Origin of the sequence: Actinobaculum suis (genome assembly GCF_900102025.1) — a bacterium.
In the GTDB taxonomy this organism is placed as follows: Bacteria; Actinomycetota; Actinomycetes; order Actinomycetales; family Actinomycetaceae; genus Actinobaculum; species Actinobaculum suis.
Genome location: NZ_FNAU01000001.1, coordinates 1 through 22,500 on the forward strand (window position 1 = coordinate 1; position 22,500 = coordinate 22,500).

A 22,500-nucleotide genomic window follows, 5' to 3' on the forward strand; every position below is an offset into this window, starting at 1 on the left:
CCAGGCCCCAGACACCTTCGAAAAACACGCGTCAGCTACACTTGACCTTGCAGCATAAACACCACCCCCATGTCCACTTTCCGGGGGTCGGGCCCTATCGTCTTCCACATTGCGACCCACCTTGAGCTTAATCAGCTTGAAGCCCTTTTCCTGCGTTTCTTCTTTGCACAGGGAAACCATCTTCTCATCCGAGTATCCGAGCCAGCCGGCCGCGGTAGAATACCCGGGGTAACCATTGCGGAGCAGATTATCAATCCGCTCTTCCTTGCCGCGCTGCCCATCGGTAAGGAACTCAATAGCTTCTTCCGGCCGTAACGCATCCGAAAGATAACGGAAATCAAGGGTAGCTACCAGTTCTTCTGGCTCCATGTCTGCAAGCAAACGCCAGAGCGGCTTCCCAGCGCGTTTAGCTTTAATATCCCAAAGCGCGGAAAGCAAAGCGCCAATTGCCATGTGGGAGACGCCCTTTTCCGGGCCCAGCCAGCGTAGTTGTGAATCGCCGACCAACAGATCCCAAGCCCGGCGCATATTATCGAGCAAGTCTTCTGTATTCTGCCCGAGCAAGTTGTGCGCCATGGAATCGATCGCCGCGCACACCACATCATTACCGCGGCCAATGGTAAATACGAACCCTACTCCCGTAATGCCATCATCTGCATCCGTTTTCACTTCCACATATGCAGAAGAGTAATCCGGATCCGGATTCATAGCGTCCGAACCGGAAAGAGTGGCGGAAGTGGGGAAACGAAAATCATATGTTTTGATACTTACAATCTTGCTCATATAAGCCCCTTTGCTGTGTTCCTGGCAATGCATAAGCACAATGGAATAAACTCCACATCGGGTTATCCCATGTATTGGATACTATTCCCAAAATAATCAAATCGCAATAGAACTATCGTCTCGAACCGTATACGATTTCCGAATCCGCACTTTTATCCTGCAATTTTGCAAATGAACAGGCCTTGTTTACAAGCCTTCCGCCAGGATGAACACACCTCCCGGCTATTGCCATTCGCACGCGAAATCCCAATTGTTGACCCACAATCTCACGAGTTGAGAAATCACTACTTTGGTCCGTCGATTTTCTATGCGGGTGCTAGCTACCATGAAAGTGCGCGTGGTGAAAACGTGTGCGGTGCGCACAGCGGCGTCGTCCGTACTTATTCACCGCACACGCGTGCGCATACGTAAGCACCACCGCAAAGACACACCGTAAAACACTCAAGCGGAGGATAAACCTACTATGACGTACCGAATGATTCTCAATCAGACGGCCTATTTCGGCCGGGGCGCTCTCGATAATCTGGTTCCTGAACTGGAGCGGCGCGGTTTCCAGAAGGCACTCGTGGTGACGGACAAGGGAGTGGAAGAAGCAGGGATTTTGGCCCAGCTCACCACGAAACTGGAAGCCGCGAATTTTGCTTACGCCGTGTTTGTGGACGTGGTTCCTAATCCCCCGGTCGAAAATGTGCAGGCCGGAGTGGAGGCTTTACACGCTGCCCAGGCCGATGTAATCATCGGCATCGGTGGTGGTTCCCCGCAAGATACCGCGAAGGCGATCGGCATTATTGGTGCCAATCCGGAGTTTTCCGACGTGGTCTCGCTGGAAGGAACGGCCGCCACGAAAAATCCGGCAATTCCGATTATTGGTATCCCCACGACGGCTGGCACTGCCTCGGAAGTCACGATCAACTACGTGATTACGGATACCGCGAAGCAGCGCAAGTTTGTGTGCGTTGACCCGCATGATATTCCGGTAATGGCGATTGTGGATCCGGATCTGATGGACGGTATGCCCCGCTCCTTGAAGGTCGCTACCGGTTTGGATGCTCTCACCCACGCGATCGAAGGTTTCGTTACGCCCGGTGCTTGGGAGCTTTCCGACGCCGTTCACGAAAAGGCTTTCCGCATGATTGCCAAGAATTTGCAGCCGGCCGCTGACGGTGATTCGCAGGCCTTAGAAAAGATGGCTTACGCTTCTTATATCGCCGGTATGGGGTATTCAAATGTAGGCCTGGGCTTGGTGCACGGCATGGCCCATCCTTTGGGTGGGCGTTACGATGCGCCGCATGGCGTGGCAAACGGGATTCTATTGGCCCCGGTAATGGCTTATAACCAGGAGTACACGGGTGAAAAGTATCGGGATATTGCTGATGCTTTCGGAGTTGCCGATGCTTATTCGCGTCCTTTGGAAACCGTACGGGAGGAAGCTGTTAGTGCGGTAGCGAACTTGACGAAGGCGCTGGGTAATCCCACCAAGATTTCGGAAGTGGGAGTAACCGAAGCGGGACTCGATGATTTGGCCGCAGACGCCTATGCGGACGTTTGCACGCCTGGCAATCCCCGCCCCGCCACTTTGGAAGATATTCGCGCGATCTACGCATCCCTCTTGTAAACATTTCCCGCTCGGAAGCGCCTGCCTCGCAAGTATTCCTTGCCTGCCAGGCGCTTTTTGCTGGCAATTATCGGGAAACGCATAAAGTTTATTGCCAGGTGAGTTTGGCGTACGTGCAGGCCCTATTAGTTCCGAGCAGGCTCGATTAGTTACGTGCACGCCCGGTACTTTTATCCCACGCGGTGCAGCCAGCGGATCGGTGCGCCCGCCCCGGCATAACGGAAGGGTTCGAGTTCATCGTCCCAGGCCTGGCCGAGCGCAAGGTCTAGGCGACGCCGCAGTTCTATCGGATCATTACCGGCTTCTTCAATTGCGGCTCGCACCCGGTTTTCCGGGATCACTACATTGCCCGCCAAATCTGTTTGGGCATAGAAAATACCGAGACCGGGTGTGGCACTCCACCTTCCGCCCTCGGAAATCCCAGTTCCATCTTCGGTGATCTCATAACGCAAGTGCTCCCACCCGTTCAGGGCGGAAGCGAGCACCGCGCCGGTACCGATCTCCCCCGTCCAGGGAACCTCCGACCGGCTCATATTGGGTAGCGCCGGTTGCTTCGTCCACTCGAAGTGGGGCTCGTAACCGAGCACAGAAGCAACCGCCCATTCAACATGCGGTTGAACGGCCGGAGTTACCGAATGAATGAATATGACGCCTCGTGTGACGTGTTTTTCAGCCATTGTTACCTCCTGCGTCTGGGTGGCTTTCCCCTTGCTACCCGACCTGCAGGAATGCATATGGCACTGCTGGTTTTTTACTATACCGGCGCAACCGCATTATGGAACAGGCCCTTTGGCCGTTCTTTACGGCAACCTAAAAGATGTGCCTTAAATTTAAAAAGGCCCCAGTACTGCCGGCCCGGAGACCCGCCGCAGCACATAGGGCCAAGGTAAGCCTTAAAGAATCAACTCGCGAATTTCCCGCATCGCCCGTTTCCGAACTTCTTTAGAAAGCCGATCAATATAGATGTGCCCATCTAAATGGTCCACTTCATGCTGGATGCAGCGGCCCATGAGTCCTTCGCCTTCTACGATCTTTTTCTTTCCGTCTAGATCGATCCCCTCCGCCCGGGCATACCAAGCGCGCTTCGTGGGGAAATATAGCCCGGGTACCGAAAGGCACCCTTCATCGCCATCTTGGAATTCATCCTCGGAAAGGGCGACGATCCGCGGATTGAGAATATAGTCAATCTCGCCGTCAATATTCCAGGAAAAAGCCCGAAGGGAAACACCGATCTGGTTTGCCGCGAGCCCGGCACGTCCGTCGTCGTCAACGTTTTCTAGCAGATCTTCCACCAGCTGCTTTACCCCCGCATCAATCTCGCGAATTTCTTCGCACGGGGTACGCAGGACGGGATCGCCGATCACTCGAATTTCACGAAAAGCCATGCATCTATTCTTCCACACCCGCGCCCGCGATCCAGGTGCAGGCCACAGTGGTCTGCCTATCTTCCTGGCAGCGCTCCCCAGTCCTGGCAGCACTCCCCAGTCTTGGTAGCACTCCTCCTCTTGGCAGCACTTCCTCCTCTTGGCAGCAGTCTCACCTTTCCGGCGGCGCTTTATTTTCTTCGACGCCGCTAGCCGGGAGTCACCTGCTCAGTAACGCTGCGCGGCGGGAAGCTCTTGTGGCTAAACTGGTTTAGCCGGGCACGATTCTTAGGCCGATCGGCTAAATCTGGTAGCCAGCGAGCTGGGGTTCCACAGATATAGATCGGCCCCGGTTTAAATTCGGCCGCGGCTTAGATTCGGCCCCGGTTTAAATTCGGCCCCGGTTTAAATTCGGCCCCGGTTTAAATTCGGCCGCGGTTTAAATTCGGCCCCGGTTTAAATATGGCCCGGGTTATTAGCACCCGGGCCGTTACTCTATACGGGGATACGGCTCGCAAATTGATGAGCACGAGCCTCTCTACGCCGTTTTTTGAATTCCTGTTTTCCGGCGGGGTATTAGGATCCCGGCGGAAAGCAGCAAGCTAGGAAATTGCGCTGGTGAGAGCGCTATTCTGCGGAGCCCGCCGCATCGCTGTGGCGGCTCTGCTTCGATGAGAATGTGTTGTCCATAAAGGAGTAGAGCACATCGCGCACTTCGTCCGTGCGTTCGGGAGATTCCTCCACGATGGTGAGCGCATTGACCAGCAGACCGGAAATCAATCGCACTACCAGCTCCGGATCGCCTTCTACTGAAATCACATGCTCGCGCTGCGCGGCCCGCACGATTGCCACGGCGGTACCGTAGAGTCGGCGCACCGCCGGAAAGTCCCGCAAATTCGGATTAGTACGCAAATTCGCGAGTGCTACCGAGTAGATCTTCTTGGCAAGAGCATCGGCAGCATAGGAATCAAACAGAAGATCCACCATCTGGCGGAGCCGGTTTGAGACCTTTTCTTCCTCGTTAAAAGCAATATGATCCAATTGTTGGGACAAAGACAGATGGTCTGCCGCAACCCGTGCGAACAGTTCCGCTTTATCCGAAACATAGTTATACAAAGTATTGCGTGCTATGCCTGCGTTCTTCGCGACGTCACCCATGGTGATCCGCGTGTATGGCTCCTCCAGGAGAAGTTGCTCAAACGCGGACTTGATTCGACTCCAAATTAGTTTACGATGTTCCTCCACCGTCGGTGCCTGGATTTTTGGCATCGGTCTCATCCCTCCGCTAAATGACCTGTATCGAAATGTCTTTTGGCGTGAGCCCGTTGGGGCTGCTTACTAAACATCTTCGTCAGCTCAGCATACCCGTAGCAGAGTTATCACAATCGGTATTAGATCACCGCTCGCAATCCGCCCTTGACCCCCTACCAAAGTTCTAGCGTACACGTTAATGAGTGTTTTGCGGCCATTTTGCGCCATTCGTTAACTGATCTTTCAACTGAAGGCGATCTAACTAATTGGTTAAATCTCACTTTTTGCGACACGCCGTCTTCCGCAAGAGGAAGTCGCTTTGCCGCTTATTTACCCCATTTCCTCCCACTATCTCATATCTGTGGAGCATAAAATGCGGCGCATGAAAACTATCATAGCGCCGCCACAATTATGTACATCGCCCCTGCTAATTGATGCTATTAGGGGTGTTGTTTAGCTGTTTCTTGCGCATTGAGTTCAGAAATGATGGATGGTACTTGCCGTAAATGCGTGATCACATAATCCGCTTTTTCTAGGTATTCCTGCCCGCCCATCCCGAGGTCGAAGCCGATTGCCGCGCGCGTAGATTGTGCATATTCAATATCGACGGCCGAATCGCCCACGTACACCACCTCCTGTGCAGACAGCGCAAAACTTTCGCAAAACGCGTTTAGGGAAGCCGTGTGGGGCTTGGCCGGGAAACGATCCGCCGCACCAATAAAAGAAAAGTAAGGTGCCAAACCGGTTTCCTCCAGAATTTGTTTAGTTGCCTCGTGGTGATCATTCGTCACCACCCCCAATACGTAACCTTGGCCGGCAAGTTCCCTGACTACCTCAGTGGCCCCATCCATAAGCCGATCCACAATATTCTCTTCCAGTGCGGCCCGCCGATAATGGTCATCTACGTATTGCACAGTTTGCTCGAACGAGCGCCCTAAGAGTGGGGCGAGGCAGGCCGCCTGCTCGCCAATCGATCCGGCCACAATCAGGGAGTTGAGTTGTAAACGCCCGCCCACAAATCCCATCTTTTCTCGGAAGCTTGTTGCCTCCGTTTCATTTAGCCCTGCCTGGGCGATCGCCTCCTCCACAAGTTGCCGCGCTGGCTCTTCAATCGTGAGTTCCAGCAGCGTTCCATCTTTGTCAAAAAGCACACCCTTAATCACGGGCATCCCTTCCTTATCTGTTTTAGTAGCGTTTCCTGCGTGCCTGCGGCAATTTGTTTACAGCTTTGCGTGCCTGCCACTCTCGGTCTAGTACCGCGCCTACCACTGCGTGATGTCCCGGCGTTTCTGGAATTGTTGTTTCGTACCGTGCCGGTTCGCTAATTCCGCGTATATTGCGGCAAGGTCAACTCCCTGGTAGCGCAAAAGCACCAGCAAGTGATACAAAACATCGGCGGTTTCATTAACGAGTTCTGCGCGGTTTTGATTCTTTGCCGCCAGAATCACTTCTGTACTTTCTTCGCCAAATTTTTTGAGAATCTTATCCAGCCCTTCGCTCACAAGGTATTGCGTGTAGGAACCTTCCCGGGGGTGGGCGAAACGTTGTTCCACGGTTTCTTCCAAAGTTCCAATCTCGAAATACTCCTGTTCGAAACAGGAAACGGTGCCTTGATGGCAGGCGGGGCCGGCAGCTTCCACGCGTACAAGTAACGTATCGGCGTCGCAATCCACCGCAATACTTCGCACCCGCAACACATTCCCCGAAGTCTCGCCCTTCATCCACAGGGTCTGCCGCGAGCGCGAATAGAACCAGCACCGCCCTTCAGCTAGCGTGCGCCGATAAGATTCGGCGTTCATATAACCCACCATGAGTACTTCGTTCGTGCGGTTATCTTGTACGACGGCGGGGAGCAGTCCGTTTCCGCGCGAGAAATCGGGTTCACGAGTGGGGCGTAAACCGGCCCGCGGCTCACCCCCGGTTTCGATTCCGGCCTGCGCAAGCGCAGCTTTGAGCGCGGCAATATCAATGCTTCCGTTGTGGAAGACGGAAGCGCCCAGGCCAGCTTGGCATTGCGTCTTGGTGAACAGGTCCACGAAATCTGCAATGGAACCAGCCCCACCCGAGGCAATAATCGGTACCGCAAGCTCGCGCGAGACTTGCCCTAAAAACTCCAGGTCAAAACCATTTTTCGTGCCGTCGTGGGAGATGGAAGTAACGAGCAGTTCGCCGGCGCCTAAGTACTCGCATTGCCGGCACCAAGCACGAGCAGAGATTTGGGTCGGTTTCGTCCCTCCCCCGAGGTATACCACCGGTTCCGCGCCGCTTGCCCTTGCTACACCACTCACGTTTCCTGTGCCACTCACGTCACCTGTATCGCTCACGTCACCTGCGTCGCTCACGTCACCTGCGTCGCTCACGTCACCTGCAGCGCTCACGTCACCTGCGCCGCTCGAGTTTTCCTCGCCCCTACTGTCTGTATTTGCCGCGGGATTTGCGGAAGTTGCGGGGCGTGGTGCCGGGCCGACGTCGATCGCTACCACCACGCGTTCTTTGCCGAAGTGGCGGGAGATTTCGGTAATGAGGGCCGGGTTGCGCAGCGCCGCCGAACCGATGGAGACCTTATCGGCTCCGGCGTCTAGCACTGCGGCCGCATCGGTAAGGCTTTGGATTCCGCCGCCCACGATAAGTGGGATGGAGATAGCCGCGCGAATAGCGCGAATTGTTTCCAGGGCGAAGGGGTGGCCGTCCCGAGATTTCGTGATGTCAAGGAATACGAGTTCATCAGCTCCAGCCGCGGCATAGCGGCGGGCAAGTTCTACCGGATCGCCTTGGTCTTGCAGGTTTTGAAATTGTATACCTTTGACTACTCGGCCAGCCTCATAATCCAGGCAGGGAACAATCTTTCTTTTCACGCTAATACCTCTTGTGCCTTGTACGTTCGGGACTCGAGTGCTTCAGTACGCCGAGTACTTCAAGTACGTCGAGTACTTTGAGTGCTTCTTCTACTCTCGGTTTCCGTATGCGGGAGCCGATGGTGGTTTGTAGAACTATTGGGAACTTCGGGAACTGTTGCTATTTTTTGAGAAACGGCCCGTGGCTTCGGGAACCGCAGATGGCTTCGGGAACCGCTGATGGTTTCGGGAACCGCTAATGGTTTCGGAAGCTGCTAGTGGTTTACAAATCCGCCGGTAGTTCAGAAAACTGCGCAGAGAAATGCGCTAGCGGATTTCGCGCCAAAACTCTTTGCTATGCGCGGCTTTTCCTACAATGGCCTGGCCTATTCCGGCCTCCGCTAGAGATTCCAGGTCGGCACGGCTACGCACTCCCCCGGAGGCAACCACCGGCAGGTCGGTGAGTTTTTGCAAGGCGGCGGTACGTTCCACATTTGGTCCGCTTTCCATCCCGTCCCGAGCAATATCCGTATAGATAATCCCGGCCAAATCTAGATTTTCAACGAGCGGCAAATAGCTCTCAAAAGTGTGTGCAGAAGCTTGCGTCCACCCGTTTATGTAGAGCCGGTTTTCCCGCGCATCCAAGCCGAGGAAGATCCGGCCCGGATAAGTTTTGACCATGGCAGCCAACCATTTAGGGTCAGTGATCGCCCGCGTTCCCACAATGAAATAGGAAACGCCAGCCTGCGCGTAATACTCCAGGTCTGCCGCGCTGCGTAGCCCGCCCCCGATCTGCAATGGCAACGTAGACTGCGCGGCCAGGTCAGCAATGAACTGAGCTTGCTGCGGGCTGCGTTCGCGTGCCCCTATTAGATCCACCACGTGGATCCGAGTTACCTGCGAAAACTGAGAGTAAAAGGCTAGGGCTTGCCGCGGCTGGAGCGCCATTTCCTGGCTGGTCTCATAATCGCCTTGGCGTAGCCGTACCGATTTACCATCAATAACATCAATAGCAGGGATAATCTGGATCATTGGATCACACCCTTTGAAGACGGCACCCCGCCACTCGCCGGTGCCAGCGCAATTTTTAAGGCTCGGGCAAAAGCTTTGAAAATCGCTTCGATTTCGTGGTGGGTATTTCCCGTTTTGAGGAGGTCAATGTGGAGCGTCAGGCGCGCGTTAATCGCCAGCGCGTAAAAGAACTCGCGCACTAGTTCAGTGGCGAATTGGCCCACGGTATCGCGGGAGAACTCGGCATCCATGGCCAGATAGGGCCGGCCCGAAAGATCAATCACCACGCGGGCCAAGCATTCATCCATAGGCATGTAGAAGCTGCCATAGCGCTGATAGGAGCCGCGATCTTTGTAGATTTGCCGAATTAGTTCGCCCATCACGATTCCGATATCTTCCACGGTGTGATGCCCATCGACCTCCAGATCGCCATCGGCTTGGACGTCCAGATAAGTTTGCGAGTGGAAAGCGAAAAGAGTGAGCATGTGGTTAAAGAAACCAATGCCGGTGTTGATTTTTGACTCTTGGAAATCCCGGTTCAGGTCAATCGTCACCTGAATTTTTGTTTCCAAAGTATTGCGTTCTTGGTAGTAAACGCCCGGCGACGGCGTACCGGTTGCGCGCGTGCCGGTTGCGGACGCCCGAGTTACTGACGCGCCGGTTTCGGGCGTGCCTGCGGCGGATGTGCCTGCTGCGGATGTGTTGGCGGCAGGCGTGGTGGCTGTTTTCTCGCTCATGTTTTTTCTCCTTCTGGTAGGGCGGACAGTTAGCTAGTAGTTACTGGAAAGCCCGGTTGGGACTGTGTGGTTAGGGGTAGCTGCCGAGCTACAGCTACCGGCTTGTATTCTGAGAAACGGGTTGTATTGCCGCATATTGGTTTTATTCGCAAGTGTTACGCCACGTGGCAAGTGCAGTTTCTAAGGCCGGATATTCTTCTAGACGGATCACGGAATAGCGGGCATACCCCGCCAACAGAGGATCTTCACCGTAAGTGCGGCCCCGGAAACCCTGAGCGGCCAAAAAGTTTGCTAGTTCTCCGGCCCGCGGCCCGCCAGTAAGCACGTAATTGGCCTGCGTAGGAAACACTTTGACCAGGTCTGCTACCTTTTGGAAGGCCTCTTTGAGCCGGGTTTGGCTGGCTCGTTGATAGTCCACAAACTCGCGTACTCGCCCCGGGTCTTCAAAAAATCCGGCCGCTAGATTTAAGACCAGCGAGTTCACCGGATAAGGATGGTTTACCCGGCAGATACGCTGGAAAGCTTGGCCGCGGCCCAACGCGATCCCCAGCCGCAAGCCCGCCATGCCATAAACCTTAGAAAGCGTGCGCAAATAGATCACATTCGCATCCCTAGGCCGGCGGTATTCGGCCGCGAATTCCACATAGCATTCGTCGATTACTAACCACCCGCCTTGCGCGGCCATACTTTGTGCCAGGTTTTCTAGTTCATCCGCCGAATACACCGCACCGGTAGGGTTATGCGGGTAGGAAATAATCGCTAGCGAAGGGCGCTTCCGGGCTATCACCTCTTGCATATCCGCAATTTTGCAGGCCAAGTTTTCACGGGCAGGTACCGGATAGTAGGCCCGGCCTAAATCCTCGCAATACTGCTGGTACATGCCAAAATCCGGGGCAAAGAACACCACGCCTTGCCCGCCCAGCGTCAAAATAACTTTCTGGATCCACTCATCGGAACCATTGGCAAGTTCCATACCGGCCGGATCAAGCTCGTAGTAGGCCGCATAGGCCGCTTTGAAACGCTCTGCTTGGCCCTGCGGATAGGCCTGCACGGGAGTTTCCCGCGCGGCCCGCAAAAAATCTTCTGCCGTAAAAGGGCTTACGGGAGAAGTATTCCTATCCATAGAAATCACGGAAAACCACCTACGCTACTGTGTTGTCAACTTACCGTGGCAAGCGCGCCTACTGCGCGGTTTCTGCGGCTTGCGCAGCTACTGCGGCTTCTGCTGCTTCTGCGGCAGCCCGCTTTTCACGGATTGCCAGAGATGCTTTGTGGGCGAATAGGCCCTCTTCCCGGGCGATCCGTTTGGCAGCCGGAGCAATATCGGCATAGGTGCTAGCGCCGAGCTGAATTACCGCGTGGCCGTGCAAATAAGAATTCACATTCAAACCGTTAGAGAATCGGGCTGCACTCGCCGTAGGTAGTACGTGGGAAGGCCCGGCAATATAGTCACCGATTGCCACCGGTGCATAAGGCCCCACAAAAATCGCCCCGGCGTAGGTGATCGCGTCCGCAATTTCTGCGGCGTCTTCCGGCGCGACCAGCACGGAGACGTGCTCGGCCGCGATTCGGTTTGCCACTTCCAGCAAGTTTTCCCGGCTGTCTACCACCGTGTAGTGGCAGTTTTCCAAAGAGGCAGCAATAATCTGCGCCCGTTTTTGCCCGCCGACCAAATCCGCGATGCGCGCGCTCACTTTAGCGGCAAAATCGGCAGATTCGCTGAGCAGATACGTGCGGGCATCCACATCGTGTTCGGCTTGCGCCAGAATTTCATAGGCGACGTCGTCGACCTGCGCGTTCCCATCGGTATACACCAGCACTTCCGAAGGGCCGGCCACGGAATCTATACCTACCTCCCCGTAAACGATGCGTTTCGCCGCCGCCACGTAGGCGTTACCGGGACCCACAATCATGTCCACCTTGGGAATAGTTTGAGTACCGTAAGCTAGGGCGCCGATAGCCTGCGCGCCGCCCAGCCGGTAAACATTTTTGATACCCAAAAAGTACAGCGTGGCAAAAGTTATGTTATTCGTATCGAACATTGGGGTAACCGCATAAAACTCTTTTACTCCGGCTACTTGGGCGGCTACTACCGTCATGAGCACGCTGGAGGGGTACAGGGCGGTACCACCCGGAATATAGAGTCCCACGCGTTGCACCGGGTTAAGTACATAGGAAATCTCCCCCAGATCCTTATTCTTTTCCCGGATCTGCTGCTCATAGTTTTCGATGCGGTTACGCACCAATACCATGGCTTCTTGTAATTCCGGTTCTAGCCCCTCCCACGAAGCTTGCAACTGGGCTTCCGGAACCAAGAAATCCGCTACTTCTTCCCCGTCAAAACGGCTCGTATATTCGCGTAAGGCCGCATCCCCGCGCTTTTTTACGTCCTCCAAAATGGCCAGGGTATTAGACATTACTTCCAGATCGGTGGCCGAACCGGTGGCCTGATACTGGGCTAAAAATTCTGCCGCGTTCATCCGATTACTCCTAACTGGTTCATGAACTCGTAAATCTCATCTTCTTTTGTGTAATAGGTGCGTTTATTCGCTACGAGGCAGACGGTGGAAGTCATGATCGTTTCGTATTCGATCAACCCGTTCATTTTTAGGGTGGCGCCGGAGTCCACAATGTCTACAATGCCGTCTGCCAGGCCCAGAATTGGGGCCAGTTCTACCGAACCGCTCAGATGAATAATCTGCACCTCTTGGCGCTGATTCAAAAAGTATTGGGAAGCCAAATGATCATAGGAAGTGGCTATGCGGCGAAATTCTTCTACGCCGGGCGGGCCGGCCAGGCTCAGGCGGCACCTACCAAAAGGCAGCTCTAGCACATTGAGCACGTCGTAGCGTTTTTCGCTAATCCGATCCAACCCGGTAATCCCCAAATCTGCCACCGCGTTTTCAACGTACGTCGGCACATCTGATGCCTTAGCGAACAAGAATCGCACCGGCCCGACCTGTACGTATAAGGCCCGGTCCGGGTTTTCTAGAGCCTGCCGGTAGGCGTCTAAACCCTGCGCCTCCAAAAAGGCGAGGAAACTTTTCAAAAGCCGGCCTTTCGATAATGCGACCGTAATCATCGTGTGCCTCCCGGTTACTGTGCCTGCGTATTGGCGTCCGTGCTTGGGGCCGAGCTTGCGGTAGCGCGGGCGGTTGCGCGGGCGGGCCCGTGCAAACCTGTGCTTGCACTGGTATTCGCCGGCGAATTTGCTGGCAGTACCGCCGCTTTGGCAAGCGCGCCCAGTGAAATTCCGATCCCAAAACCGTCCCGATAGGAACCGCCACTCATGAGAACTTCCGCTTGCGGCCCAATTACTTGGAAGAAGAACCCGTTGTAATACTTTTGCGGCGGCCGGAAAGACAAATCCAGTACCACTCTTTCCGTATCTACCCGCAAAGCATCCCGTAGCTTCTCCAACCAAGCAAGGGCCGGGCTTTCCGGAAAGTCCGTGCGAATCTGCGCAAACTGTTCGCTCACTTTGCCTTTGAGTACGCGCGTAAGTGGGTGATCCCAGCCCAGGGAAGCCGCCAGCCGGGAAAGGTTCTTCTCATAAACCAAGGCGGCGGTTTCTTTCCCTAAACCAGAGCTTTCCAAGTACAGGTTGAGGAGTGATTCGTCATTGACCACCACCAGATCCAGGTTCTGCCCGGTCCACTCTTTGAGGAAATCGACGTGCCAACGCAGGCAGGGATAAATATCCTCCGGCGCGGGTGCATACAGCTCCACCCCGGCCTGGTTATACGAACCCGTGCCGCGGACCACCGGCCCCACGTATCCCACGCGGCTACTGCGCATGCGGTACCGCTGCCGATATTTTATGAGCGACCACGTCCAGTCACTGCGCAGCGAATACAGGCGCCCGCTTTGTGCGTAGACCACAGTAGAAGGATGGTAAAGCTTATCTTCCTCATGGTAGGGCTCCACTAGGTTGAGGTTCATGAGTTCATATCCCTCACCTTCCAGCCGCGCCGCGTAAGCTGCCATGAGCTCCTGTTCGCGTCTGAGTGCCTGCATGATTTTCACCTCTTTCCTTCCCCGCGGTTCCTATGCCGCGTACCGTTACACCGAAGCTATGCTCTAATCTCGTACCGCTCTAGCGCTTCACCTCGCTAAAGCGTTAGGGGTTACGTTACCGGCCCTGTACCGGAAACGCAAACCCCATTCGCCGGTATCCTGTATCGGAGAGCTCACATTTCGGTGACGACGACGCCGAATGTAAGCGGGCATGGACAATACTTTTGGCAGACCAGTTGACAGACCAGTTGACAGACCAGTTGACAGACCAGTGAGAAATGAAGTGGATCGATGAACAATGACAAGTTACGCGACGATGAGCTCGATAAGCTCTTCGCCGGAATCCTCAGCCTGAAAAACATTGAAGAGTGCTACCAGTTCTTTGATGACCTGTGCACAATCAACGAGATCCTCTCCATGAAGCAGCGCTTCCAGGTAGCAATCGCCTTGGACCAACGCAAAACCTACACCCACATCGAAAAAACTACCGGGGCCTCTTCTTCCACCATTTCCCGGGTAAACAGATGCTTGGAATACGGATCTAACGGCTACCGGACGGTAATCTCCCGCTTGAAAGAAGAAGGTACTTTGCCGTAAAGAGAGGCTGGCCTGGCCGCGGCTGCTAAACGCCCGCGGCCGCCTATTACCTTTTGGCCCCATTTTGCGGGTTAAAACATTTTCCCCGGAAGCACTCTTCGAGGTGTTTCCGGGGTTTTATTTGGCTCCCGCAGCTGGATTCGAACCAGCAACCCTCCGATTAACAGTCGGATGCTCTGCCGTTGAGCTATGCGGGATCGCAACGAGTAATTACTCTAGCAGGGGTGGCCGAAAAAACCAAACCGGCAATTCCGGCCCGCATCACCCCTCCCCGCTTCGAGGCCCCTTTTCTAACACCCCGATTTTTCGCCGCGTTTTAGCCATATCGAGCCGGCCCAGGGAAGCTATCCCCGCTCGCACTCGCCTGCACCGCATACGAGTAGAGAGAAAGGTCACCCCCAAGAGCGGCGGAATCAATGTGCTCGCGTAGCATGCGTCCGGCAAAGAAAAGCAAGACCATCAAAACTAGTCCAAACACGAAGGCGATCAGCAGCCGCATGCGCATTACGTGCTTCATCTCTTCAATTTCCTCCGGGGTCATACTCGATTCTGTTTTCTCTTCCGCCTGTTTATCACCCGCCGGTTTATCGCCAAATTCTTGCATGGCTGGGGCTTGCGCCGCTTCGGGAGACATAAGCGGCGTACGCTCTTTTTTCTTTCCAGGTTTTTCGCACATATGGTCAGCATAGCCCGCTTAGACGAGGACAAATTTGGACCTTGCAAACTTCGCCAAATGCAATACCTCGACCCAAGCTTTCAACACTCCCCTAAGGTAGTCCTAGTCGATTTTCTGTACACAACGAGGAATTATGTTCGAATTTGTATCACTATCGGAAGAGGCCTATGCCAACGCAGTTACCAGCCAGGTAAGCCGCGGGTCCTACCGTTTTCTGCTCCCGCAACTTCCCGAATACGGGCAGGTGATGAGCCGTCACGATGAGAAACAGATCGAATACCTTGCGGTACGCGAAAGAGGCTCGGCCGAATCGGCTAACCCGGCTACCGGTGCGCACGGCGAAATTGTGGCTACTGCCCTGGTGTACTACCAACCCTGGCGCAAGCTTTTCCGGCGCGCCATAATCACTTACGGCCCGGTACTTGATTGGGATAATGAACCTCTGGTGCGCTTCTTCTTTACGGAACTGGAAAAGCATTTTTCCGCGCGCAAGAATGTGGTGAGTTTACGCATAAATCCGCCGGTTGCCAAAGCTTACTATGAAGACATTGAAAAGACTGCGGAGAGCGAGCAAGGCCAGGCCGTCCACAATTTCCTCACCTCCCAGGGCTTTGTACGCACCACGAAAGAGTTTTATGACCAGCCGGATATTCCCATCCGCTACCTGTACACGAAAGATATTGCCGGGAAGAGTTTCCCTGAGGTTGCCGATACCCTCCGCGGCACGATGCGCCGGCAGGTAAAACATCGCGGCCGCTACGGCGTCGAGGTAGAGTTTAGCGGCGCCGAAAACTGGGATGTATTCCATAAGCTATACGAGGCGAGCCGGGAGCGCACCGACATGGAAGAACTATCTGGTTCCTCCGCGCAAATGTACCGTGACCTCCTGGCAACCATGGGCCCGCAGAAAGCTTTTATTGGCTTGGCCTATGCGAATCCAGAAGAATACTTAGCCCAGTTGCAAGCCGATTTGCAGGATCTAGAGACCCGTATTGCCAAGCTGGAAGAACCACCCGCTACCGGCAAGAAAACTCGCGCTTTGAAAGAACTGCGCAACCAGCAGCAGGCATCCACGCGGCGGATCGCGCAAATCTCGCAGTTACTGGATACCTACGGGCCCGGGCGGATTGCCTTTGCGGGAGTGCTAGCTTTCCGTTGCGGTGATGAACTCGTACAGCTTTTGCGTGGCTTCAATAAGGATTTCGGGTTATTCAACCGGGACTATCCGCTCGAATCGGCTCTCTTGCGCTGGGCGTGCGAGAACCAGATCCGGATTTACAACACCTTCGGAGTTTCTGGCATCTTCGACGATTCCGCACCCGACGCCGCCGTGCTCGAATACAAACGAAACCTGCACGGCAATATCGAAGAGTTCATTGGCACATACACCCTAGAGCTTTCGACGCTTGCCGGCCCGCTCGGTGCCCTCGAATAGTTCGCTGCTGGCGCGCGGCGGGTTTTAGAAGCGTCATCAAGGCACGCTAGAAGCCAGTATCTGTGGGTTCGGGATAGTAGGTGCGCATGGTTTTGATTTCCCGGGCCCCGTGAATGGCCCGGTAGGCCAGGCGTTTCATATTTCGATCGGCCGGGTAGTCTAGCGGGTCAACCACGCCCCCTTCCTGCTGTATGGTTTCGATGCGGGCCAAGAGTTCTGGATCGCGAATGTACGTTTCATTTGCGAGTTGTGAGGGAATAATGGCGAAGATTTTTTCTTGCGTGATCCGCTGCCTATTGCCGCGCACATTGAACATATCGTCTAGTACGGCCCGGGCCAGGTTGACGCCGCCTACTTTCAAATAGTAGTGGCCGCGCCCGGCCCGCGGGTTGAGGTCCAACCAGTATTCTTTGCCATCTCGCGGATCGATTTTCACATCGAAGGAGAAAAAGCCCCGCAACCCCACTTTCTGGGCTACCCGGATTCCGTCCTCCACGAGCCGGCCGGCGGTATCCGTGAGAATCAGACCCGCATTGCCGAGATAGTTGGGACTATGCAGGCCGAGGAGTACGCGGCCCGAGCCGGCCGCCGTCGCCTCCCCTAACGCATCTATATAGCCGTTTACCACCCACTGGGTAGTATCGTCACCGGGAATTAGTTGCTGGACGATAACCGGCACCCGCACCCCGGCAGTATGCAATTCTCCGAGCTTACGAACCAGCGCATCCGGATCAGTGAAGGGTTCCACTTTTGCAAGCCCGGAAGCAAAGTTTCCTTCCAAATCGGTACCGTCGGCAGGTTTGAGCACCACCGGGAAAATCATTTCCGTAAGCTCTGCAATCCACGTGCCCGGCCGGGAAAGCTCTAGCGTACGAATTTGCGGCACATGCAAGCCCAGTTCGCTAAACACGCGGGCCATCTGCGGTTTGGAATTGGCGGTATGGACCGCGGCCAGGGGCGCATACGGCAACGCCCACCGCGAAGCAATCCGGTCACGGTTCCCAGCAATCAGTTCCACCCCTTCGTCGCTGTTAATGAGGGCGATGAGGAACTTGTCTGGAAACTCGCGGGAAAGGGAATCGAAAATCGCCAGCGTTTTTTCCGGGTCTTTCAGGGCTTGCCGGCCCACAATCCGGGTTTCCAAAATCCGTGAATCATTGATTGGACCGCGCGCGAAAGGTGCGATCACCAGGCTTTTCAGCCCCGCAGTTTCATGGAATAGCCGCGCGAAGCTATAGGCCTCAATCTCGTTTCCGAAGATGACGGGCAAGATATTCCGCGTCTTCCGCACCTTGTTTCCTCCTTGAATACGCAAAGCTCGCCAGTGGCGTGGCTATTTCTGTACCAACCGCGCCCGCAGGCCCAACCGAATTGCAGTTAACTCTTCTTCAACTTACTGAGGATTTTACGTACCAGATCCCAGAAAACGCGAACTTCGTCCATCCGCAAAATAGCCATGAGTGCAAGGTAGATCCCCACTATTGCAACTCCCCCAACTATCAGCGCTCCGAAAGCCGAGCCGAGGGATATGGGGGCGAAGAGCGGACCAAATAACCGGAGCACCAAGAACCCGCCCAGCATGGCACTAACCGAAACCACCGCGAGCTTCAGGTGGAATGTGAGTAGATCTGGATAGTTCCAGCCTCCAACCCGCGGGCTTAGTTTTGCCAACATTACAAAAGTGCAGGCAATATTAGTTGCGGACATCACTACCCCCACGCCGACTACTACCCACTGCGGGGGCAGGAAACCGCACAGGAAGAATCCGACTACGCCGGCAATCTGGAAGGGCAGATTCACCCAGAAAGCTCCGCGGGTATCTTCGAAGGCATAGTAGACGCGGTCTAGCACCTGCACGGCGCCGATCGCGGTCAAGCCGATGGACATTGCGGCCACTACCCGTGCTAAAGTCACAGCTTCTTGCGGGGCTGAAGTGAGGGCAAAAATACGGGAGATCGGTACGGAAAGCACGATCAGGCCTACCGAACACAAGAACATGATGGTGGAAACAACTTTTAAGGTACGTTCCACATCTTCCCGCATGCGTATGATCTCCCCTTCCGCTACCGCGCTAGACATTCGGGTAAAAACGGCGGTGGCAATGGAAACCACGAATAGAGAAGTGGGAATCGAATAGATCGTGTAGGCGGTGTCATAGGCAAAGTTACCGGCCACGGTTTGCAGGTCCATCCCGGCCTGTTCGGCGCGGGCCGAAGCCCCGGCTGCCACATTAGAAGTAATTGCCGTGGGAATAAAGGATACGAGCATGGTGAGGGCCATCCACCATGAAGCCCGGCCAGCTGCTCCCAAACCGGAACCACGCCAGCGGAAATCGAAACGGAAACGGATCCCTGATGCCCGCAGCGGCCACACCAAAATAATGGCCTGGGCGGCGATTCCCAATGTAGATATGCCACCAATCGCGCCTACGCGTTGCGCTGTCCAGGCACTCGGATCTGCCCCGTCAGCCGGGGTAACCGGCCCCCACACCGCCAAAATGGCGAGGAAACCCGCGATTGCCACCACATTATTGAGCGCCGGCGCCCACATATACGGCCCGAAACTTTCCCGTGCGTTCAGCACCTGCCCCATTACGGTATACATGCCGTAGAAGAAAACTTGCGGCAAACACCAATAGGCGAATTGCACGGTGAGGTGATACCAATCATCGTCCATCGTGGCGGCCATCATTTTCACAATGAATGGTGCACCGGCCGTAATAACGACAGTCACTGCACCCAGACCCACGATGGCAATGGTCAAAAGCTTGTTGATATAGGCTTGCCCGCCGTCGTCACTGCGTTTCGTGGCCCGCACGATTTGTGGGACGAGTACCGCGTTTACGATCCCGCCCACAATAATCATGTAGATCAGATTGGGCAGTTTGTTAGCCACATTGAAAGCATTACCGGCTTGGCTAGTGAGCCCCACTACCGCGGCCAATAGGATCGGGCTACGAACCAGCCCCAGCACGCGGGAGACCAAAGTACCCACAAACATGACGAAAGAGTTATAGGCAGCGGATTTCTTTTCCGGTTGCTCGGTTTCGGTGCCTACTTGCGCATGTGCATCGGCGTCGCCGTATTCGTAATCCTCGTGATAGGCGTAGTCCGCATCGTATTCATAAGCCTCTGTGGTTGCGTAGGGTTCGCCGTAGCCGTGCGCGTGTTGGGAGGCCTCCCGGGCAGCGGCTTCTTGTTGGGCCGCTTCCCAGGCCGCGCGGCGCTGGGCTCGCCGCCGGCGTTGCCAGGCAATCTGGGCGTCCGTTACTTCGTCTGTTGGCTGGTAGCGCGAACTTTGAGTTTCTTGCCGTTCCGGGCCGGCCGGGTAACGCAAGGCGGGCAAAGTGCGTGTGGCGCTCGGATCTTCTGGGGCTTCCTCCACCGGTACGCGCGTATCACGAATTGGGCGCGGTGGAGCGGCACGGCGTACCCTATTGGACGGACGTGCGGGGCGCTTCGACGCCGATGAACCCGGCCCCTCAGGGCGAATAACCGGTAGTTCCCCGGTCAAACCAGAAATAAAATCTGCGGCCCCAGGATTGGGTTGCAAGCCGGTGGGTTCTTGCATCGAAGGGTAAGTTGCCCACGGACGCATCCCCGCATCATCGGAAAAGTGCCTGCCTTTTCGAGTGCCTCTACTCGGCCTATCACTCATGCGTTGATGCTATCGCAGGATTTGGCGGGCACGAAAAACCACGGCATGTACAACCCTTCCTCTTCGCCTTGCAGCATTCTTTGCCACGGCGCGTGCGGGCAGCGGCAATCCAGGCGATGCTCTCGTATGGGCCGGTTAGTCTGGCCCAGGCGCGTGCGGGCAGCGGGCTCGCTAGAAAGCCGTGCCCACTATTGCCGGCACCAGCCTTCCGGATTATTCACGCATCTCGGATTTTTGCTCCATGGTTCTAAGATTTCAGCCTAAGATTCCAGAATGTCACGCACCGCGGCCTCGGTCTGCGCGCTGGCTTGCAGGGCGGGTTCTTTCGCCACAGTGTTAATCGGCAAACCCTTCACTTTAACCGCGGCTTTAATGGCCGTGATAAAAAGATCGGAAGCATCGTATATCCGCATTAGATTTGCTACCCGGGTGGCCTGCTGGATGGCAATCGCATAGTCTCCGCGTTCATAGGCGCGATGCATGGCCACAAAGGTTTCTGGCTCCACATTCGTCATTCCGGTAAGAATGCCAGCGCCGCCGCTCACCCGATTGGTTAGGTAATATTCGTCATAACCGGAAAGCACCGAGAAGTCCTTCCGGATCGGATGGACGGCCTGCACAATTTTCCGCGTGTGGGAAGCATTATCCACGGTGTCTTTAATCCCCACAATTGATTCATATTTGCCGGCGAGCCGAGCCACGAGTTCCGGCGTCAAATCTGAACCGGTGCGATCCGGGAAGTTATAGAGCAGGATCGGTAGCTTCGTATTCTCGGCAATAGCCGAGAAATACTTTTCGGCAACTTCTTCGGAAGGGCCAAAATAGTACGGGGAGACGATCACCGCGGCGTCGGCACCACATTCATCGGCATAATTCGTAAGCGCAATGACTTCTTCCTGGTTAGTACCACCGGTACCCACCAAAAGTTGCGTGCGGCCAGCCACGTGCTTGGTCATATGACGGATGGCTTCCTGCTTTTCCTCTACCGTAAAAGCATAAAACTCCCCGATTGATCCAAACAGCAAAACGCCGTTGATTCCGGCCGCAATCAGGTGATCAACGTGCTTCTCCCAGTTCTCCAAATCAATCGAACCGTCCTTCCGGAGCGGCGTGATTGACGGCGTGTAGATTCCTGCAAACATTTTTCCTCCAGTGGTTCTCAGCTCACGCCCGCAGACTCTCAACTCGCGCCGCAGGCACCTAACTCGCGTCTACAAGCTCTCAGCTCGCGCCCGCAGGCTGCGCTGATAAAGTACCTGCCGTAAGCTGTGCGGTGCAGCCCAGCTTACGGCAGGCTATCTGGCGCGCCCTCTCCTAGCGCGCCAATATATCTCTTGTGGATCCTATCTTTTACCGGCCAAACTAAGCGGATTCACACAGTTATTTGCACGTTATTCGTTACAACATTGGAATTCTCGAATCGCCCTTTCCAACCTTATTGAAAGACAAACCCATAACTTCACCCCGACATGGTTCCACTGGGCGGAACCGAGTTCTATTTAAGTTGTGATTTGAATGTTAGTCCTGTCAGAAGATAAGCGCAAGGGACTACGAGAGTAAGCTGAAATGGCGATGTAGTTACGGATACGTAACACGGGAAGGGGTCGGTAGCTTTATGGCAGCGGAAAAACTCACCGCCGCAGATAAGACGTTAATGGTACTTATTGCGGCCATGCAGGAGAGTAGATTTATAGATATTGTGACCGCTACCGGGCTTTCTAAATCCACGGTGCATCGTCTTTTACAAACCTTGCTCAACTATGGCTTTGTAACGCTTACCGCCGATGGGGAATATTTGCCGGGCCCTTCCGCCCTGCGAATGGCTGGCACGGCTTTCGAATCCATCGACATTTCGAAGATTGCCTTGCCGTTTATGGAAGAACTATCAGCGGCTACCGGTTATACGATCCATTTGGGCGCGCTCAATGGCACGGAAGCTATTTATATTGCGATCGTGAATGGGGACGCGCCGTACCGTATTCCTTCCGGCATTGGTGACCGTTTGGCTTTGCATTCCACTTCTATTGGCAAATCCTTGCTCACCGGTTTTTCGGAGCGGGCACTGCGCCGGTATTTGCGCGATCCGGGCTTGAGCCCAAAAACTCCCAATACGCACACCGATGCGCAGGCCTTGCGCACAGATTTACAAGCTATTCGCGAGCGCGGCTATAGCTATGATGATGAGGAAAACGTGCCGGGGATTCGTTGTATTGGCGCGCCGATTAGATCGCATACCGGTCAGATTACGCATGGGCTGTCCCTTACTTCCCTGGCCATGGAAAACTCGCTTGCTGATTTAGAAAAGCTTGCTCCGCAGGTGATTGCTACCGCGCAAAAGATTTCCACTGCCCTGGGTGCGCCTTCCGCCGGTACCGGTATCGCCAGCGTCGGTACCGGTACCGTTACCGACGTCGCTTAACGTACCTCTCGCGCGGCGCGCCAGGAGCGCGGGTACCGAGTGCGGCAACTACCAATATTGCCAAACCGCTAGAGGTACGAATACCGCCAATTCCGCATCTGCTG

20 protein-coding genes and 1 tRNA gene are annotated in these 22,500 nt (G+C 55.0%); 4 read left to right on the top strand and 17 right to left on the bottom strand.

Translation table 11 applies throughout. The annotated features are described in order from the left end of the window. On the bottom strand, positions 1-783 hold a 783-nt coding region (locus BLT47_RS00005; RefSeq protein WP_320753523.1), incomplete at its 3' end, for an enolase-like domain-containing protein. Between the two features lie 463 nt (positions 784-1,246). Between BLT47_RS00005 and fucO the strand changes: the two genes are divergently transcribed. Beyond that, positions 1,247-2,398, top strand: coding sequence for a lactaldehyde reductase (fucO, locus tag BLT47_RS00010; RefSeq protein WP_074660540.1), 1,152 nt, complete (start codon positions 1,247-1,249; stop codon positions 2,396-2,398). A 170-nt stretch (positions 2,399-2,568) separates the two neighbouring features. On the opposite strand, the gene BLT47_RS00015 is transcribed toward fucO, so the two are convergent. The 11 genes from BLT47_RS00015 to BLT47_RS00065 all read right to left on the bottom strand — a co-directional run bounded on the left by BLT47_RS00015 (position 2,569) and on the right by BLT47_RS00065 (position 13,612). Next, positions 2,569-3,075 carry a DUF3145 domain-containing protein gene (locus tag BLT47_RS00015; protein ID WP_049619018.1) on the bottom strand — a complete coding sequence of 169 codons (507 nt, stop codon included), beginning with the start codon at positions 3,073-3,075 and terminating at the stop codon, positions 2,569-2,571. Positions 3,076-3,291: 216 nt separating this feature from the next. Beyond that, the gene (gene def / locus BLT47_RS00020; protein WP_049619019.1) at positions 3,292-3,783 is read right to left on the bottom strand and encodes a peptide deformylase; all 492 of its coding nucleotides are present in this window, start codon (positions 3,781-3,783) and stop codon (positions 3,292-3,294) included. 606 nt (positions 3,784-4,389) lie between these two features. Beyond that, on the bottom strand, positions 4,390-5,031 hold the full coding sequence (locus BLT47_RS00025) for a TetR/AcrR family transcriptional regulator (RefSeq protein ID WP_049619020.1): 642 nt from the start codon (positions 5,029-5,031) through the stop codon (positions 4,390-4,392). Positions 5,032-5,453: 422 nt separating this feature from the next. Next, positions 5,454-6,176: an HAD family hydrolase gene (locus tag BLT47_RS00030; protein WP_176764458.1), complete on the bottom strand. Its 723-nt coding sequence runs from the start codon at positions 6,174-6,176 to the stop codon at positions 5,454-5,456. A 99-nt stretch (positions 6,177-6,275) separates the two neighbouring features. Further along, positions 6,276-7,868, bottom strand: a complete 1,593-nt coding sequence (gene hisIE / locus BLT47_RS09225) for a bifunctional phosphoribosyl-AMP cyclohydrolase/phosphoribosyl-ATP diphosphatase HisIE (RefSeq protein WP_176764459.1) — start codon at positions 7,866-7,868, stop codon at positions 6,276-6,278. Positions 7,869-8,174: 306 nt separating this feature from the next. Further along, positions 8,175-8,879 (bottom strand): 1-(5-phosphoribosyl)-5-[(5-phosphoribosylamino)methylideneamino]imidazole-4-carboxamide isomerase, encoded by a 705-nt coding sequence (locus tag BLT47_RS00040; RefSeq protein ID WP_074660543.1) that lies wholly within the window; start codon positions 8,877-8,879, stop codon positions 8,175-8,177. Then, positions 8,876-9,595, bottom strand: a complete 720-nt coding sequence (gene hisB, locus BLT47_RS00045; RefSeq protein ID WP_083329943.1) for an imidazoleglycerol-phosphate dehydratase HisB — start codon at positions 9,593-9,595, stop codon at positions 8,876-8,878. Before hisB ends, BLT47_RS00040 begins: the two co-directional genes overlap by 4 nt. 142 nt (positions 9,596-9,737) lie before the next feature. After that, positions 9,738-10,718, bottom strand: coding sequence for a pyridoxal phosphate-dependent aminotransferase (locus tag BLT47_RS00050; protein ID WP_065415176.1), 981 nt, complete (start codon positions 10,716-10,718; stop codon positions 9,738-9,740). A gap of 58 nt (positions 10,719-10,776) precedes the next feature. After that, the gene (gene hisD, locus BLT47_RS00055) at positions 10,777-12,075 is read right to left on the bottom strand and encodes a histidinol dehydrogenase (RefSeq protein WP_074660544.1); all 1,299 of its coding nucleotides are present in this window, start codon (positions 12,073-12,075) and stop codon (positions 10,777-10,779) included. Then, positions 12,072-12,677 (bottom strand): ATP phosphoribosyltransferase, encoded by a 606-nt coding sequence (gene hisG / locus BLT47_RS00060; RefSeq protein WP_065415145.1) that lies wholly within the window; start codon positions 12,675-12,677, stop codon positions 12,072-12,074. Before hisG ends, hisD begins: the two co-directional genes overlap by 4 nt. Before the next feature lie 14 nt (positions 12,678-12,691). Next, positions 12,692-13,612 carry an ATP phosphoribosyltransferase regulatory subunit gene (locus BLT47_RS00065; RefSeq protein ID WP_141670149.1) on the bottom strand — a complete coding sequence of 307 codons (921 nt, stop codon included), beginning with the start codon at positions 13,610-13,612 and terminating at the stop codon, positions 12,692-12,694. Positions 13,613-13,903: 291 nt separating this feature from the next. Between BLT47_RS00065 and BLT47_RS00070 the strand changes: the two genes are divergently transcribed. Further along, entirely contained in the window at positions 13,904-14,209 is a 306-nt protein-coding gene (locus BLT47_RS00070; protein ID WP_049619025.1) for a YerC/YecD family TrpR-related protein, read from the top strand. Positions 14,210-14,331: 122 nt separating this feature from the next. Here BLT47_RS00070 and BLT47_RS00075 read toward each other — a convergent pair. After that, positions 14,332-14,406, bottom strand: a tRNA-Asn gene (locus BLT47_RS00075). 119 nt (positions 14,407-14,525) lie between these two features. Beyond that, positions 14,526-14,885 carry a hypothetical protein gene (locus BLT47_RS00080; RefSeq protein ID WP_143021718.1) on the bottom strand — a complete coding sequence of 120 codons (360 nt, stop codon included), beginning with the start codon at positions 14,883-14,885 and terminating at the stop codon, positions 14,526-14,528. A gap of 133 nt (positions 14,886-15,018) precedes the next feature. Here BLT47_RS00080 and BLT47_RS00085 point away from each other — a divergent pair, with 133 nt between their 5' ends. After that, entirely contained in the window at positions 15,019-16,320 is a 1,302-nt protein-coding gene (locus tag BLT47_RS00085; protein ID WP_074660549.1) for a lipid II:glycine glycyltransferase FemX, read from the top strand. Positions 16,321-16,366: 46 nt separating this feature from the next. On the opposite strand, the gene BLT47_RS00090 is transcribed toward BLT47_RS00085, so the two are convergent. The 3 genes from BLT47_RS00090 to dapA form a co-directional block, all read right to left on the bottom strand. Then, positions 16,367-17,611 carry a carboxylate--amine ligase gene (locus BLT47_RS00090; protein WP_074660551.1) on the bottom strand — a complete coding sequence of 415 codons (1,245 nt, stop codon included), beginning with the start codon at positions 17,609-17,611 and terminating at the stop codon, positions 16,367-16,369. A gap of 86 nt (positions 17,612-17,697) precedes the next feature. Continuing rightward, the gene (gene murJ, locus BLT47_RS00095) at positions 17,698-19,977 is read right to left on the bottom strand and encodes a murein biosynthesis integral membrane protein MurJ (RefSeq protein WP_256332470.1); all 2,280 of its coding nucleotides are present in this window, start codon (positions 19,975-19,977) and stop codon (positions 17,698-17,700) included. Positions 19,978-20,237: 260 nt separating this feature from the next. Then, positions 20,238-21,119 (bottom strand): 4-hydroxy-tetrahydrodipicolinate synthase, encoded by an 882-nt coding sequence (gene dapA, locus BLT47_RS00100; RefSeq protein WP_074660554.1) that lies wholly within the window; start codon positions 21,117-21,119, stop codon positions 20,238-20,240. 473 nt (positions 21,120-21,592) lie between these two features. Here dapA and BLT47_RS00105 point away from each other — a divergent pair, with 473 nt between their 5' ends. Beyond that, on the top strand, positions 21,593-22,396 hold the full coding sequence (locus BLT47_RS00105) for an IclR family transcriptional regulator (protein WP_074660556.1): 804 nt from the start codon (positions 21,593-21,595) through the stop codon (positions 22,394-22,396). Positions 22,397-22,500 lie beyond the last annotated feature (104 nt).

Excerpts from the sequence above, each read along its gene's own strand:
- fucO (WP_074660540.1), top strand. The coding sequence starts at position 1,247 with ATGACGTACCGAATGATTCTCAATCAGACGGCCTATTTCGGCCGGGGC.
- BLT47_RS00015 (WP_049619018.1), bottom strand. The coding sequence starts at position 3,075 with ATGGCTGAAAAACACGTCACACGAGGCGTCATATTCATTCATTCGGTA.
- def (WP_049619019.1), bottom strand. The coding sequence starts at position 3,783 with ATGGCTTTTCGTGAAATTCGAGTGATCGGCGATCCCGTCCTGCGTACC.
- BLT47_RS00025 (WP_049619020.1), bottom strand. The coding sequence starts at position 5,031 with ATGCCAAAAATCCAGGCACCGACGGTGGAGGAACATCGTAAACTAATT.
- BLT47_RS00040 (WP_074660543.1), bottom strand. The coding sequence starts at position 8,879 with ATGATCCAGATTATCCCTGCTATTGATGTTATTGATGGTAAATCGGTA.
- hisB (WP_083329943.1), bottom strand. The coding sequence starts at position 9,595 with ATGAGCGAGAAAACAGCCACCACGCCTGCCGCCAACACATCCGCAGCA.
- BLT47_RS00050 (WP_065415176.1), bottom strand. The coding sequence starts at position 10,718 with ATGGATAGGAATACTTCTCCCGTAAGCCCTTTTACGGCAGAAGATTTT.
- hisD (WP_074660544.1), bottom strand. The coding sequence starts at position 12,075 with ATGAACGCGGCAGAATTTTTAGCCCAGTATCAGGCCACCGGTTCGGCC.
- hisG (WP_065415145.1), bottom strand. The coding sequence starts at position 12,677 with ATGATTACGGTCGCATTATCGAAAGGCCGGCTTTTGAAAAGTTTCCTC.
- BLT47_RS00065 (WP_141670149.1), bottom strand. The coding sequence starts at position 13,612 with ATGCAGGCACTCAGACGCGAACAGGAGCTCATGGCAGCTTACGCGGCG.
- BLT47_RS00070 (WP_049619025.1), top strand. The coding sequence starts at position 13,904 with ATGAACAATGACAAGTTACGCGACGATGAGCTCGATAAGCTCTTCGCC.
- BLT47_RS00080 (WP_143021718.1), bottom strand. The coding sequence starts at position 14,885 with ATGTGCGAAAAACCTGGAAAGAAAAAAGAGCGTACGCCGCTTATGTCT.
- BLT47_RS00085 (WP_074660549.1), top strand. The coding sequence starts at position 15,019 with ATGTTCGAATTTGTATCACTATCGGAAGAGGCCTATGCCAACGCAGTT.
- murJ (WP_256332470.1), bottom strand. The coding sequence starts at position 19,977 with ATGAGTGATAGGCCGAGTAGAGGCACTCGAAAAGGCAGGCACTTTTCC.
- dapA (WP_074660554.1), bottom strand. The coding sequence starts at position 21,119 with ATGTTTGCAGGAATCTACACGCCGTCAATCACGCCGCTCCGGAAGGAC.
- BLT47_RS00105 (WP_074660556.1), top strand. The coding sequence starts at position 21,593 with ATGGCAGCGGAAAAACTCACCGCCGCAGATAAGACGTTAATGGTACTT.